Origin of the sequence: Mycobacterium sp., assembly GCF_052143115.1 — a bacterium.
In the GTDB taxonomy this organism is placed as follows: Bacteria; Actinomycetota; Actinomycetes; order Mycobacteriales; family Mycobacteriaceae; genus Mycobacterium.
This window is the reverse complement of sequence record NZ_JBKQTQ010000250.1, coordinates 16,748-32,083: the sequence shown is the minus strand read 5'-3', so window position 1 is coordinate 32,083 and position 15,336 is coordinate 16,748. Positions and strand designations below refer to the sequence as shown.

At 65.2% G+C, this 15,336-nt stretch carries 9 protein-coding genes and 3 pseudogenes; 5 read left to right on the top strand and 7 right to left on the bottom strand.

The window, feature by feature from the left end:
• The first annotated feature begins 207 nt into the window (after positions 1-207).
• The 3 genes from ACLQI9_RS24605 (at position 208) to ACLQI9_RS24595 (ending at position 5,643) form a co-directional block, all read left to right on the top strand.
• On the top strand, positions 208-1,947 hold the full coding sequence (locus ACLQI9_RS24605) for an ABC transporter ATP-binding protein (protein ID WP_442382063.1): 1,740 nt from the start codon (positions 208-210) through the stop codon (positions 1,945-1,947).
• On the top strand, positions 1,944-3,851 hold the full coding sequence (locus tag ACLQI9_RS24600) for an ABC transporter ATP-binding protein (RefSeq protein ID WP_442382062.1): 1,908 nt from the start codon (positions 1,944-1,946) through the stop codon (positions 3,849-3,851). The genes ACLQI9_RS24605 and ACLQI9_RS24600 overlap by 4 nt, the downstream gene beginning before the upstream one ends.
• Positions 3,852-4,032: 181 nt before the next feature.
• Positions 4,033-5,643 carry a carbamoyltransferase C-terminal domain-containing protein gene (locus tag ACLQI9_RS24595; RefSeq protein WP_442382061.1) on the top strand — a complete coding sequence of 537 codons (1,611 nt, stop codon included), beginning with the start codon at positions 4,033-4,035 and terminating at the stop codon, positions 5,641-5,643.
• A gap of 130 nt (positions 5,644-5,773) precedes the next feature.
• Here the strand turns inward: ACLQI9_RS24595 and ACLQI9_RS24590 are convergent.
• Positions 5,774-5,914: pseudogene (locus ACLQI9_RS24590) on the bottom strand (class I SAM-dependent methyltransferase); the annotation flags it as partial.
• A 460-nt stretch (positions 5,915-6,374) separates the two neighbouring features.
• Between ACLQI9_RS24590 and ACLQI9_RS24585 the strand changes: the two are divergent.
• The gene (locus ACLQI9_RS24585; protein ID WP_442382060.1) at positions 6,375-8,315 is read left to right on the top strand and encodes an ABC transporter ATP-binding protein; all 1,941 of its coding nucleotides are present in this window, start codon (positions 6,375-6,377) and stop codon (positions 8,313-8,315) included.
• 27 nt (positions 8,316-8,342) lie between these two features.
• A pseudogene (locus ACLQI9_RS24580) lies at positions 8,343-10,171 on the top strand (ABC transporter ATP-binding protein); the annotation flags it as partial.
• A 230-nt stretch (positions 10,172-10,401) separates the two neighbouring features.
• Here ACLQI9_RS24580 and ACLQI9_RS24575 read toward each other — a convergent pair.
• From ACLQI9_RS24575 to ACLQI9_RS24550, 6 genes and pseudogenes are all read right to left on the bottom strand, one after another.
• Positions 10,402-10,584 (bottom strand): annotated as a pseudogene (locus ACLQI9_RS24575) (serine/threonine-protein kinase); the annotation flags it as partial.
• 287 nt (positions 10,585-10,871) lie between these two features.
• Positions 10,872-11,492 carry a hypothetical protein gene (locus tag ACLQI9_RS24570; RefSeq protein ID WP_442382059.1) on the bottom strand — a complete coding sequence of 207 codons (621 nt, stop codon included), beginning with the start codon at positions 11,490-11,492 and terminating at the stop codon, positions 10,872-10,874.
• A gap of 156 nt (positions 11,493-11,648) precedes the next feature.
• The gene (locus ACLQI9_RS24565) at positions 11,649-11,840 is read right to left on the bottom strand and encodes a DUF5989 family protein (RefSeq protein ID WP_442382058.1); all 192 of its coding nucleotides are present in this window, start codon (positions 11,838-11,840) and stop codon (positions 11,649-11,651) included.
• 10 nt (positions 11,841-11,850) lie between these two features.
• Entirely contained in the window at positions 11,851-12,258 is a 408-nt protein-coding gene (locus ACLQI9_RS24560) for an SxtJ family membrane protein (protein ID WP_442382057.1), read from the bottom strand.
• A gap of 2 nt (positions 12,259-12,260) precedes the next feature.
• Positions 12,261-14,093 (bottom strand): carbamoyltransferase family protein, encoded by a 1,833-nt coding sequence (locus ACLQI9_RS24555; protein WP_442382056.1) that lies wholly within the window; start codon positions 14,091-14,093, stop codon positions 12,261-12,263.
• On the bottom strand, positions 14,090-15,313 hold the full coding sequence (locus tag ACLQI9_RS24550; RefSeq protein WP_442382055.1) for an SGNH/GDSL hydrolase family protein: 1,224 nt from the start codon (positions 15,311-15,313) through the stop codon (positions 14,090-14,092). Before ACLQI9_RS24550 ends, ACLQI9_RS24555 begins: the two co-directional genes overlap by 4 nt.
• Positions 15,314-15,336: the final 23 nt, after the last annotated feature.

Below are 15,336 nucleotides of genomic sequence, written 5' to 3'. Positions count from 1 at the left end.
CCCACCAGTTGTTGATCCCGTGGTGCCGCGCAGGTGGCCGTACTGCTCGGTGTTTTCGCGCCGACCGCGGATGAGTTGACCGAGTCAGCGGCGCGATGGCGATGAATGGGGCTGACCGCAACCCGTAGCTTGGACAAGCCTGCACCGACTGGATGGCGGTGACCTTGCTGCCAGCGCAGCCGTCGGAAAGGTAGGAGAATTCTGCAGATGCTGGCCAGATTGCTGGGGCAGTACGCGCGGCCGTACCGGCGGCTGATCGCGGTTGTCGTGGCGCTGCAGCTGGTCAGCGGCCTGGCCTTGCTGTATATGCCGACCGTCGGCGCGGCGATCATCGACGATGGGGTAGTCAAGGGCGATACGTCGACGATCGTGCGTCTCGGGGCGGTATTGCTCGCGGTCTGCGGGCTGGAGGTGCTGTGCTCGGTGGGGGCGGTCTATTTCGGGTCGCGCACCGGGATGGGCTTCGGCCGCGACCTGCGGTCGGCGATCTTTCACCATGTGACCGGCTTGTCGGCGCCGGATATCGCGCGGTTCGGTGCGCCGTCGTTGTTGACCCGCACCATCAACGACGTCCAGCAAATCCAGGCGCTGGTGCAGATGACCTGCATTACGCTGATCACCGCTCCGATCATTAGCATCGGCGGGATCTTCATGGCGGTGCACCAAGACGTGGGACTGTCGTGGCTGCTGTTGGTCGCCGTCCCGGCGCTGGCGCTGGCCAACTACTGGATCGTGTCGCACCTGTTGCCGGTCGCCCGCCGCATGCAGAGGCTGATCGACGGCATTAATAGGGTGATGCGCGAACAGCTGTCGGGCATCAGGGTGATCCGCGCGTTCACGCGGGAGCCATTCGAGCGTCGGCGCTTCGCAGAGGCCAACCGCGCGCTGTCGCAGACCGCACTTGAGGCCGGGCGCTGGCAGGCGTTGATGCTGCCGGTCAACACAGTGGTGATCAACCTGTCCAGCGTCGCGCTGATCTGGTTCGGCGGCCTGCGTCTCGATGCAGGTCGGATGCAGGTGGGCTCGCTGATAGCGTTCCTGTCCTACTTCCTGCTGATCCTGAGCGGAGTGCTCAGGGCGACGTTCATCCTGATGATGGTGCCGCGAGCCTCGGTGTGTGCCGAGCGGATCAGCGAGGTGTTGTCGACCGACGCCTCGACCATCAGTCCACAGCGCCCGGTGCGCCCGCGGGCGGTCAACGGAGTGGTCCGCCTCCAGGGTGCGACCTTTTGTTATCCGGGAGTGGATCGTGCTGTTCTGCAGGGGGTTTCGCTGACCGCACGGCCCGGCACCACGACGGCGATTGTCGGCTCGACAGGCTCGGGGAAGTCAACGTTGGTGTCTTTGATCTGCCGGCTCTGCGAGGTCACCGACGGTTCGGTGAGCATCGACGGCGTCGACGTGCGCGACTATGACCTCGAGCAGCTGTGGTCGGCGATCGGGCTGGTTCCGCAGCGCGGATATCTGTTCTCGGGCACCGTCGCCGAAAACCTGCGGTACGGCAACGCTGACGCCACCGACGCCGAGATATGGGAGGCGCTGCGTGTGGCGTCAGCCGACGGGTTCGTCAGCGCGCATCCCGATGGGCTGGACATGCGGGTATCGCAGGGCGGGGTCAATTTCTCGGGGGGGCAGCGGCAGCGCCTGGCGATCGCGCGCGCCGTGATCCGACGGCCCAAGGTGTACCTGTACGACGATGCGTTCTCGGAGCTGGATGTGCACACCGAAGCGCGGGTGCGCGCAGCGCTGCGCGAGGTGTCCGCCGAGGCGACGGTCCTGATTGTCTCGCAACGCATCTCGACGATGGTTGAAGCCGACCAGGTGATAGTCATCGACGACGGAAGGGTCGTGGGTTCCGGCACCCATGAATCGCTGCTCGCCGACTGCCCGACCTACGCCGAGTTCGTCGACTCGCAGGCCGTAGTCCCGGCGGGGAGATCACGATGACGCGTGGGCTGCAGCCGATGGACCCCGAGGTGCAGACCCCCACCGAGCGGTCACGGGATTTCCGCGGCACGGCCATCCGGCTGGTCGAACGGCTCACCCCTCAGCGGTGGCTGACCGCGGCGGTGATCGCCATCGGTGTCGCTGGTGTTGCTGTTGCCGTGATCGGCCCCCGAGTCCTAGGGCATGCAACCGATCTGGTGTTCAACGGGGTGATCGGCCGGCACCTGCCGGCCGGGGTCACCAAGGAGCAGGCGATCGCCGCCGCCCGTGCCCATGGTGACAACATGTTCGCCGAGCTGCTGTCCGGCACGAACGTCAGGCCGGGCGTCGGCGTGGACTTTGGTGCGGTCGGCCGGACACTGCTGCTGGCGCTGGGCCTATACCTGCTTGGCGCCGTGTTGGTTTGGGGGCAGGCCAGGCTGCTGAACATCACGGTGCAGCGCACCATGATGGCGCTGCGCTCCGACGTCGAGAACAAAGTGCACCGAATGCCCTTGTCATACTTGGATTCCTGCCAGCGCGGCGAGCTGCTCAGCCGGGTGACCAACGACATCGACAACGTTGCGACGTCGCTGTCGACGACGATCAGCCAGCTGCTCACCTCGGTGCTGACCGTGGTGGCGGTGCCACTGATAATGCTGACGATGTCGCCGCTGTTGGCCGTGATCACAGTGGTGATCGCGCCGCTGTCGCTGTTGGTGACCCGGACCATCGCGCGGCGCTCACAGCGATTGTTCGCCACGCAATGGGCCGAGACCGGTCGGCTCAACGCTCAGGTCGAGGAGGTCTACAGCGGCTTCGCGCTCGTCAAAACGTTCGGGCACCGAGCGCGGGCCGAGGAACAGGCCCGTGACATCAACGCCGACGTGTACCGTGCGAGCTTCGGCGCCCAGTTCCTGTCCGGCCTGGTCCCGCAAGCCACGATGTTCATCGGCAACCTGAGCTATGTGGCCGTTGCGGTGGTCGGCGGACTTCAGGTGGCCACCGGCCAGATCACGTTGGGTAGCCTCCAGGCCTTTTTTCAGTACATCCGCCAGTTCAACCTGCCGATAATAGAGGTTTCGGCGATGTACAACGCGCTTCTGTCCGGGATGGCAAGCGCTGAACGGGTTTTCGAGCTTCTGGATGCGCCGGAGGAGACACCCGACACACCGATCGTGCTGCCGTCGCCCCATGGACAGGGCCGAAGCGGGCGGGTCGAGTTCTGCCACGTCGACTTCAGCTACCGCCCCGGCACACCCGTGATGGAGGGTTTGTCGCTGGTGGCCGAGCCGGGCAGCACGGTGGCGATCGTGGGACCGACGGGCGCGGGCAAGACGACACTGGTGAATCTGTTGATGCGGTTCTACGAGGTCGACTCCGGACGAATCCTGATCGACGGGGTGGACATCGCGACGGTGAGCCGGCACGCGTTGCGATCGCGCATCGGGATGGTGCTGCAGGACACGTGGTTATTCGGTGGGACGATCGCGGAGAACATCGCCTACGGCCGCCCGGGAGCCAGTCGCGACGAGATCGTCGCAGCCGCCAAGAGCGCCTATGTTGACCGGTTCGTGCACACGCTGCCCGACGGCTACGACACGTGGGTCAGCGACGACGGCGGCAACATCAGCGCCGGCGAGAAGCAGCTGATCACCATCGCGCGCGCGTTTCTCGCGCGCCCGCAACTGTTGATCCTCGACGAAGCCACCAGCTCGGTGGACACCCGCACCGAGGTGCTGATTCAGCATGCAATGCACGAACTGCGCCGCGACCGCACGAGTTTCATCCTCGCGCACCGACTTTCGACGATCCGCGATGCTGACGTAATCCTGGTGATGGAGGCCGGGCGGATCGTTGAGCACGGCAGCCACGCCGAGCTGATGGCCCGGCGGGGTGCCTACTACGCGATGACCAGGATCTAGCAGCCCGTTACGCGATACCCTCACCAGTGCTCGTTCGAGCAAGTAGTCCTAACTCCGCGACGAATGCCCAAGCCAGTGTTACCGTTTCAGTCGTCAACCGACGGGTGCGTTGCGGGAGATTGTTCGGTAGCGTCTTCCGCACCGATCGCGGACAGCACGTACCTGCTGTCAAGGGGGCGCCGTGCTCATTGTTGGTTTCAAGCCCGGACATGACGGCGGGATGGCCGTCATCCGCGACGGTCATCTGCTGTATTCGTTGGAATCGGAGAAGGACTCGTTCTTCCGATACTCCCCGCTGACTCCGGCCACGGTGCTCGAGATCGCCGAACGCCTCGACGCGTTGCCCGACGTCGTCGCCGTCGGCGGCTGGCAGGAAGGGCACATCCCGGTCGCAACGGGTTACCACGGAACCGACCCGGGGATCATGCGGACCGGCAGATTCTTCGGCAAAGATGTCGCGTACTTCTCGTCGTCACACGACCGCTCCCACATCCTCGGGGCGATCGGCATGGCCCCGCCCGGACACCACCACAAGCAGCAGGCGGTGCTGGTGTGGGAGGGCCTCACCGGGGCATTCTTCCTCGTCGACGACACCCATCGGGTCGTGAAGCGGGTTGGCGTGATGAATGATCCCGGCGGAAAGTTTGCGGCGATATTCGCGATCCTCGACCCTGACTTCCCTGTCGAACGCGCTACCCTACGGTACGGTGATGCCGGCAAGCTGATGGCTCTCGCCGCCTATGCGGACGCCCGTGATGCCGATGAGGAGATCAGGGACGCGGTCGACCGCGTGCTGGCGATAGCCACCGTCCACCCGGTGCCGAAGAAAGACTTCCGCGACACCGTGCTGTTCGACGCGGGCGTCACCTCTCAGGTCGGCGTTCTGGCCGCCGCCGTGATTACCGAGCGCATCTTCACTTTGTTCGCCGAGGTCGCGGAGCGGGAGCTGCCTGCGGGGCTGCCGCTGCGGATTTCCGGCGGTTGCGGCCTGAACTGCGAATGGAACCGGCAATGGCGCGACCTGGGCCATTTCACCGACGTGTTCGTGCCGCCGTGCCCCAACGACTCCGGCTCGGCTATCGGGACGGCGATCGACGCGCAGGCCGCGCTGACCGGTGAGCACCACATCGACTGGAACGTCTACTCGGGTCTGGACTTCATCACCGACGCCACGCCCGATCCTTCCCGCTGGCGTCACCGAGGCCTCGACCACGGCGCCGTGGCTGCGGCTCTGGCATCGGGCAGGGTGTTCGCGTGGGTCCAAGGTCGCTGGGAGATCGGGCCGCGAGCGTTGGGAAACCGGTCGCTGCTGGCCGATGCCCAATCATCATCCAGCAAGGACCGGCTCAACCAGATCAAACAACGAGAGGATTACCGGCCGATCGCCCCGGCCGCCCGCACCGAGGATCTCGCGTCCGCGTTCGACACCGACTTCGACGACCCGTACATGCTGTACTTCCGGAGGGTCCGTGATCAGCGACTCGCGGCGGTGACCCATGTTGACGGTACCGCGCGCGTTCAGACGGTCTCACGCCAGATGAACCCGGCGCTGCACCAACTCCTCAGTGCAGTCGCCGAGCGACAGGGCGTCGGCGTGCTGTGCAACACCAGCCTCAACTTCAGCGGCTACGGCTTCATCAACAGGATGTCCCACCTCGTCGCCTACTGCGAAGGCCGAGGCGTGACCGACATGGTCGTCGGCGGCGACTGGTACGAAGACATGGCCAAGGGCGAATCTGTTACCGCACTCGCCGCGGAACACAGTGTCCTGTGGCATGACGGGCAGCCTTGAGGTGCTCGGCGACGAGGCCGCCCTCGTGCTCGACGCCCGGCCTGCAGTACGCCGAACGCGCCGGTCTGGCGCCGCATTAAGCCGTCAGACTGTTACAACTACAAGATCGCCTGACCGTTCGAGGGCGCGCTTATCGCCGGGTCCGGTCGAGCTTGCTTAGACCGGTGATCTCACGGCTAACCGACTTCCGTTGTCCAGCAGCACCAAGCATGAAAAGCAGTTCACCTATCGGTGCGCCCAACCAAAATCGCCAAAACGCGTGCGCCAGAATTCCATGCATAGTCATCCGCGAAATCAGGCGTCGAGGAACGATCATGACCGCGCCCAGCCCGCTGCCAGGCCGACCCTCCCACCGGCGATCGTGGAACGTCGGGAGACCCCTGACCCAAGTCATCATCGATCGCGCCCGTAGAAACACCGCCAAAACACCGATCCGAACCCCTCACGCCGACACGTCACCCGCGCAAAGATCCGGGCTAGGCCCCCGGCGATAGGTGCCATCGAATACACCCGGGCATCTCAACTGTAACCACGCAGCTGTTACGTCGAACCTTTCTCAAATGGTTACAGCTTCGACGTCGCGCAGCGACCGTTATGGGTAGTCGCCGTGCGATGATCGGAATTCATTGGCAAGCGAAGACATTTCGAGGCGTTGGGCGGCGTTGGCGTTGCAGCCGCCAGCGTCTCGGCGCCGTTTTTTGGCGGCGCCAGGATAGGGAGATGAGTCCGTCGTGGATGAGGTCGCATGCGTGCCGGACGCGGCGGCGTTCCGCTCGGCATCGGCGATCGCGGCAGCACCGGCGCGCCGGCGTGCGAACTCGGATCTGCGACGGCTATTACCCTACCTGATTCCTTACCGGGCACGATGGATCGCGATGATGCTGGGCGCGATCACGGGTCTCGTTGCTACGGTGACGATCCCGCTCATGACCAAGGCCGTGATTGACGGGCCGGTACGCCATCACGATCAGCGCGGACTTTGGATGCTGGGCACCGCCGCCATGGCTGTAGGGATCTCCGAGCCGGTGCTGGCGTTCATCCGTCGCTGGCTGGGTGCTCACGCAACGATGGGCGTCGAGGCGGATATTCGGAAAGACCTCTATGCCCGCCTGCAGATCTTGCCGATGTCGTTTCACAAACGATGGCAGTCCGGGCAGTTGCTGTCGCGAATTATGAACGACCTCGGCACCATCCGCCAGTTCCTGTCCTTTGGAGTGGTGTTCCTGCTGCTCAATACCCTTCAGATCATTGTAGTTACGACGATCCTGCTGGTGACGTATTGGCCGCTCGGTATAGTGGTTCTGCTATCGATGGTACCGACCGCAGCCATCATGCTGCGTTTTGAGCGGGAGTACACCCGGCTGTCCAGGCGGGCGCAGGATCAGTCCGGCCACGTTGCAACACACGTTCAGGAGTCCGCTGCTGGCCTGCGTGTGGTGAAGTCACTCGGCCGCGAAAGCTTGCTCTTCGACCGGTTCGACGACGAGGCCTGCGCGCTCTATCGCATCGGCGTCCGCAAGGTTTCGGTGTCGGCGAAGTTTGGGACACTGCTGGAGGTCATCCCCAATATCGCGCTGATCGTTGTGTTGGGTTTCGGCGCGTATGCGGTAGGCCACGGCTTGGTCACGATGGGCACCCTGGTCGCGTTCATCACCATGATGCTGTCTCTGGTGTGGCCGATCGCGTCGCTCGGCTTCTTGTTGCCGATGACACAGGAGTCGATGACTGCGGCGAGCCGCATCGCCGAGGTCTTCGATGCGCCAAACAGGATCACCGATGGTCCCCGAGCCGAGCCGCCGCGCCGCGGACGACTCGAACTAATCGATGTCGGCTTCAGCTTTCCGGAAAGCCAGCAGTGGGCCGTGCGGCACCTCACCGTCACCGTGGAGCCCGGCGAGACACTGGCGCTGGTCGGGCCCACGGGTTCGGGTAAGTCTGTGCTGGCGATGCTGTTGTCGCGGCTCTACGACGTGTCGGAGGGCCAGATCCGAATCGACGGCCAAGACATCCGCGACCTGACCCTGCCGGCCCTTCGGCAGACCGTGGCGACGGCCTTCGAAGATCCGACGCTGTTTTCGATGTCGGTGGCCGAGAACCTGCGGCTCGGGCGTCCCAATGCCACCGACGCAGAGCTTGCCCGCGCGATCGACGTCGCTGCTGCGCAGTTTGTTTATGACCTGCCATTCGGCCTACGCACCCGCATCGGCGAACAGGGCATGAGCCTGTCCGGTGGGCAACGGCAGCGCCTCTCGCTGGCACGCGCGATCGTCGCCGCGCCGAAAATCCTGGTTCTCGAAGATACCCAGTCGGCCCTCGATGTACACACCGAGGCGCTGGTCACCGATGCGCTGCGCCGGGTTTTGGACTCCGTTACCGGCGTCGTGGTCGCGAACCGGGCGTCCACCGTGCTGCTCGCCGACAAGGTGGCGCTGCTCGACCGGGCCGACGGCTACACCACCATTGCCCATCTCGGCACACACGCCGAGCTGCTCGCCCTGGTGCCCGAGTACCGCTACCTGCTGGCCGCCGACGACGAACTCGATGACGGCAGGGAACATGCCCGCGCCTGGGAGATCGACGAGGAGATGGTGCGGCCGGAGCGCGCCCACGAAAAGCAACAATCTACCGATACCGCCTGCGCCACAAGGCACTTCGCGGGAAACCGCCGATGACCACAACGGGCGCGCCCACCCACCACCATCACCGATGACAAGACCGCCGACCGTTGGCATGGTCGCGTCGCCGACAGCCAAGACGACGCCCTGCCCCTCGACGAGACCGTGGCCCGCCATCGCGAGGCACGCGTCCTGTTGGGGTCGCTACTAAGGCCGTTTCGCGTGACACTGACACTGCTGGCGCTGGTCGTGGTGGTGGAAAACGTTGCGCGGCTGTCGGTTCCGCAGCTGATCCGGTGGGGCATCGACCACGGCATTCCGCCAATCGTGGACGGCGGCTCAGCACGCGAGCTAATGCTCATCATCGGCACGTCGTGCGTCGTAGTCTTGGTCCAGGCCACCAGCCGTATGTTTTTTCTCAACTGCTCCGGGCAGGTCCGCTTAACGATGTTGCTGGATCTGCGGCGTCGGGTGTTCCGGCACTTTCAGCGGCTCGACATCGCCTTCCATGACCAGTACACCACCGGCCGGGTGGTCAGCCGATTGACCAACGACGTCGAGGCCATCGAGGACATGCTACCGATCGGGTTCGACAGCCTCATCAGCGCGGGTCTCACGCCGGTGGGAACGGCGATCCTGCTGGTCGTGCTGGACTGGCGGCTGGGGCTGATGTGCCTGGTGGCGTTCCCCACCCTGGTGGTCCTCGCCGGATGGTTTCGGTCCGAATCGTCTAAGACCTACCAGAAGGTGCGCGAAAGCACCGCTCGAGTCATCGTGCAGTTTGTCGAGACGATGAAGGGCATTAAGGCCGTGCAGGCGTACCGGCGTGAGCCGCGCAACCAGGAGACCTTTGAGGTCATCGCCGACCAGTATCGGATAGTCAACGAAAAGACCTACAAGCTCATCGCCATCTTCACACCCGGCGTAAAACTGGTCGGCAACATCACCTTCGGTGTCGTACTTCTCTACGGCGGGTATCGGGTAATGGACGGTGAGATGACCATCGGAACTCTCGCAGCGTTCCTGCTCTACCTGCGCATGTTCTTCGAACCGATGCAGGAGCTCGCCGAGTTCTTCAACGCCTACCAGTCTGCGTCGTCGGCGCTGGAGAAGCTGGCCGATGTGCTCGCCCAACGGCCCAGTATCAAGGACCCGCAAGCACCGCTCCCGCCGGCAGAGCCAAGAGGCATAAAAGGAACAGTCGCGTTCGACAATGTGCGCTTCGGCTATACCCCGGGCCGACCGGTGCTGCGCGACCTGTCTCTGACAGTCCCGGCGGGTCAAACGGTGGCGCTGGTCGGAACGACCGGTGCTGGCAAGACCGCACTGGCCGAGCTGCTAGCTCGGTTCTACGACCCGACCTCCGGGTCGATCACCCTGGACGGCATCGACCTGCGCGACCTCGCGCAAAGCGAATTGCGCCGCGCCACGTGGTGATGGTGACCCAGGAGAACTTCATGTTCTCCGGCACGGTCGTCGACAACATCAGGTTCGGCCGCCCCGACGCAACCGACGCAGAAATCCGGCGGGCCGCCGATGCGGTCGGCGCTGAGAAGTTCATTGCCGCGCTGCCGGACGGCTACCACACCGACGTCGCCAGCCGCGGTGCACGGCTGTCGGGCAGCCAGCGACAGCTCATCGCCCTCGCCCGGGCGTTCCTTGCCGACCCGGCAGTGTTGATCCTGGACGAGGCGACGTCATCACTGGACATTCCCAGTGAGCGCATGGTGCAACGCGCGCTGGCCACCGTGCTGGCAGACCGCACCGCGCTGGTCATAGCCCACCGACTATCGACGGTCGCGGTCAGCGACCGGGTACCGGTCCTCGAGCACGGTCGTATCGTCGAGGACGGCCCGCCCGACTACCTCATCCGCCGCGCTGACGGGCGATATGCGGCCTTGCACCGGTTGTGGCGCGGTCGCTCGCGTGATTGCTTTGCATCGAGATCGAGTTGGATGAGCCTGACGGGTTCCTCTAGGTGCCGGGAAGTCCACTGTTGCAGAGATTCTCACCAACTCGACGCGGCAGCCCACGTCGCACCTCTGTGGCTAAAATCGGCGCCGGGGCGGACACCCAATTGATTGAGTGGTCATTGAACGGCAATGCAATAACCGTCGACGAAGTCCATCGAGATCCACGGCTATCTGTTGAACTCGCCTCGGTCGTTGACACGCACGATGTTCGGATGAAATAGCGCGGACCGCTAGGTCCGCCTCTCTGATGAACCGCTGGCGATAGTCGTCGTCAGCAGGTACGTCATTGGCCAATATCTTGAGCGCGTCGCGGCGGGCAACCGGGGGTGTTGGGCGAGGTAAACATCGCCCATTCCTCGAGACCCGAGGAGCCGCAGTCTACGAGTCGCCCAGGCTCAAGGTGGTGCCGCCGACGCCCGCGCAATGCGCGGGCGCGATAAATGGGGCGTGGCGTTGGCCGAAATTTTCGCTCGGGCCGGCTCGAACGGCTGCGGACGCGGCCCCGGAGAAGCGGCCCGGCAGGCCCACATCCTGCCGGTTATCGCGCATCTTCGCCAGTCAGCGCGTTGCGGGGGCCACCGCGTGCCCTATCGTGACGACAAGCCCAGGAGTGTTGCCTTGTGGCGCTTGGCTTTTCGGCTCACCGCCGACGTGCGGCGGGTAACGCCAGCGGCGGGGGCAGCTCGGGGACCGCCTGGCGGGCGCGTGCGGCCTCGGCGATGGCGTCAAGGCCGGTGATCGGCGGCGGGCGGTAACGCCGACGCGGTGCCGGGTCCGGGTCGGGCTCAACCTCGGCGTCGATGACCTCGGGGGCAGCGGTGGTGTGCTGCGCCGCTTCCAACTCGGCCGTCACCCACTCGGGAGTCTCGGCGCTGTCCTCGTCGGGCACACCGCGCGCCGCTCTGGACTGGCTGCGGCTGCCTGAGGCGATGCCGTCGAACACTTCCATCCACGGCGCGGGACCGAGGGCAACATCCAGCGTGCGGGGAGCGACCAGCCCGGCCCGGTCCAACGCATCGCGAATCGCGGCAAGGACGATGTTGTCGGGGGCGTCGTCGTCTAGGGCGAACTTAAGTAGCTTCTGCACCAAGGCATCTGCGGCCTGGTCCAACCGGCGTTTTGCTGCGGCCTTGACTTGCGGGGCCGATCCGCCGTGGACGGGGCAGACGGTGGCTCCGCGAGCAGCGGGCCGCTGGCAGGGCTTTCCGTCGCTGTGGCGGCGTGCGCTGCACTTGCCGTCAAAGGCGGTCTGACCTCGCATGACCCGTTCTCGGCCGGCCCGTTCAGCGGTGGGTATGACCCCATCATCGCGCATCGGCTACTATGCGATGACCCGGGTCTAGGAGCCCATGACCCGGATGTGGTGGCGCCGAGGTCGACCTACGAGCTCGCCTACTTTCCTCGTCGCAACTTCGACTTAGAACAACGTGTACATGAGAGGTCCGGCGCCGCTCGACCCGGCTAAGAAGATCAGGACCCCAACAAGTAGCAGGGTGGCGATGATCGGGGCGAGCCACCACTTCTTGTTGTGCCGGACGAACTGCCAGAATTCGCAGATGAACGTGGTGGGGCGTTCGGAGGCAGCGCGGTCGAAGTCGGAATCGGACACGGGTTTCTCCTCAGAATTGCTGGAAGTATCGGCGCGGGTCGCCGGCAGGACGGCGCGGCACCCAGTAGGACGAGGCCGACGGGTCGAATCGACGGTGCAGCGGATCGTGTCCGCGCACCCGCAGTAGCAGCGCCATGGGGGTGACGACGAACAGGAACACGGTCAGCACAATGACGTGGGAGAGCAGCCAACCGATCGGGTACGCGGCCGCCGACATCCCGACGTATAGCGGCCGGCGCAGCCGGGGAACCGCGAAGTAGGCCCCGGTTAATACGGCGCCGGCCGCCCACAGCCCGTTGCGCGCGCCTGCGAAGCCGAGGCGATGGCCGACGATGAGCCCCAGCAGCGCGAAGGTGGCTGGGAGCACGGCGGCAAACACCGCCAGTTCGCGGCCACCAGGGTTCCGGTCGATCCTCATCATCAGTCCAGAGAGAACTCGCGAAGGTAACGCTTCACGTCGACGGGGGCGGTGCCAACCTGCTCGGTTTTGAGCAACACCGCGTCCTCAAGCACGAGAGTGTCCATTCCGGTCGCCATGAAGCATCGAAAGGCGTCATCCGGGGTGCAGACAATCGGCTCGCCCCGCACATTGAACGACGTGTTGACCAGCACGGGACAGCCGGTCCGGCGGTGAAACCGCTCAAGCAGCAGGTGGAAGCGGCCGTGGCGCTCGGCGTCGACGGTCTGCAGCCGCGCCGACAGGTCGACGTGAGTGACTGCGGGGATGGTCGAACGGACCACGCCGAGCTGGTCGAGTCCCCGAGCCGTGTCGGCCGCCGCCCGCGTGCGCCGCGCCGCGGCCACCGGCGCGACTAGGAGCATGTATGGGCTTTCCTCGCCCGCTGCTCGGACAAACCAGTCGTCGACGTGCTCGAGCAGCACCGCGGGCGCGAAGGGGCGAAACGACTCACGGAACTTGATCTTCTGGTTCATCACCGACTGCATACGAGGGCTTCGGGGATCACCCAGGATGCTGCGAGCGCCGAGGGCGCGTGGCCCAAATTCCATGCGACCGTGGAACCAGCCGACAACATTCCCCTCGGCGAGAAGGCCGGCCACCAGGTCACACAACTCAACCTCGTCGTCGACGAGGCGGTAGGCCGCGCCATGGCCCGCCAGAGTGACGAGAATATCGTCCCGGCTGTAATGCGGCCCGAGGAAGGACCCACGCTGCCGGTCTCGGTCGCTCGGAGCCCGTTCGTTGCCCAGCAATTGGTGCCAAACGAATAGCGCGCCGCCGACCGCGCCACCGGCGTCGCCCGCGGCGGGCTGGACCCAGATGCGCTCGAAAGGCGTGTCGCGCAAGATGCGGCTGTTGGCAACGCAGTTGAGGGCGACCCCGCCGGCCATGCACAGGTTTGTCATCCCCGTCGTGGCCTGAAGGTGGCGGGCCGCCCGGACGACGATATCCTCCGTGACCCGCTGGACCGACGCCGCCAAATCCATCTCCCGCTGGGTGATCGGCGACTCGGGTGCCCGAGGGGGACCGTCGAACAGCTCATCAAAGCGCTTCGACGTCATCCGCAACTTGGTGCAGTAGTCGAAATAACTCAGGTCGAGCCGGAACGACCCGTCGTCGCGCAGGTCGACTATTTTGTCGAGAATCGTCTCGATGTAGATCGGCTCGCCATAAGGAGCCAGCCCCATCAACTTGTACTCGCCAGAGTTCACCTTGAACCCGGTGAAGTAGGTGAAGGCCGAATACAGCAGCCCCAGCGAATGCGGGAAACGTAGCTCCGCGTGCAACTCCATTCGGTTCCCCCGGCCGGTGCCCATGGTCGCCGTCGCCCACTCGCCGACACCGTCGAAGGTGAGGATGGCTGCTTCATCAAACGGGGACGGGAAGAAGGCGCTGGCTGCGTGGGACTCATGATGCTCGAGGAACGACACGCGTCGCGTGTAGCCTCCGCCGAGCTGGCGGCGGATCTCTCGCGGCAGGTGCAGCTTCTCGCTTAACCAGGCGGGCATTGCCTGGGCGAACGACCGATAGCCGCGAGGCGCAAATGACACATACGTCTCGAGCAGCCGCTCGAATTTGAGGAGCGGCTTGTCGTAGAAGACCACGTAGTCGAGGTCCTCGGACGCCACTCCGGCCTCTTCAAGACAGTAGGCGACCGCGCGGCTGGGGAAGGAGGGGTCGTGCTTGCGCCGGCTGAACCGCTCCTCTTGGGCTGCGGCCACGATGTCGCCGTCGACCACCAGCGCGGCGGCGGCGTCGTGGTAATAGGCGGAGATGCCGAGGATGGACGTCATCGGGAGTCTCTTCGCTCCTGCAAGACCTCCCGCAACAGGGGCTCGATCTGATCGGCGAGCAGCTCGCCGATCCGGCGGTGCCCCGCGGCGTTGGGGTGCATCAGATCGCGGGGTACCAGGGTGTCCGGTCCGAAGGCTGAACCTATGCGGACCAGCGGAATGCCCTCCCGCTCAAAGCCGGCCACATCGAGCCTTTCCAGGTCCACGTCTTTCCCCATGAGCAGGAAGCGGGCACCGTCGCGCCGCACGTCGTCGGCCATCCGGCTGATCAGCACCGAGGTCAGGCGCAAGGCGTACTCCAACGGCACGGGCGTCCCCGGGCCGCGCGGCGCTGGTGCGGGGCCCGACAGCGTCCACACAAGCGACGGATCCCGCATCCACATGCGCTGGGAGACGTAGCTGAAGCAGGCGGAGTGGTTGAGCAGGCTCGTCTCCAACTCGCATTTCAACCGGTCCCAGGCGCCGTCCACCCGGCGGGCCACACCGTCCACCGCCACATCCACCGAGCAGGGGGGATAGTCAGGTACCGGCTGCCCAACCAGGTGCAGCGTGTTGTCGGCGCCCAAGACGAAGGCCGGTTTGCCGAATCTCTGTCGCATCCCGTGCAGCGCGAGGTTGTCGAAAGGGTCGTTCTCCGTGGTGTGGTCCAACACCACATCGGAATGCAGCTGCTTCAGCCGCTCCCTATAGAGCAGCCACTCCTGGTCGGTGCCATAACCCCTTACGCCTGCGTTGATCACTTGCACCGGCACGCCGAGGCGCGTGGAGAGCAATTGGGCCCCCACTGCGGAGTACGTCTCGTTGTCCGCCACCTCAAGCCCGCTGGCCACCGAGTCGCCCAGAACCAGCACCCGCAGCCCCCCGGGAACGACCGCCGTCAGCTCAGGGCCACGCAGGCCGAGGGAGTTGATCCGGAAATCACTACGGACCGTGACCGGCAATGGGTAGGGCCCGACGAACTGGCCCCTGGCCCCCGGCTTGTACGACCATCCGAGCACCTCGTCGGCCATCTGGGCGGTATAAAACTTGGGATACTGGTCGCCAAGAGGTTGGTCGCCGTGGATGCGGAAGGTGGCCTCGATTGTCCCCAGGGTGCCCACGACGGCGACGGCAACCGCCAGCAGGCGGAACAGCACCGCGCGCGTTGGGCGGCGCGGCGGCCGCAGTGCGTCGTCCTCGCAGTCGGTGACCGGGCGGCTGGTCGCTTCCGGCGTAGCCATTGGTCAAGCCTCCCGTCGCCACC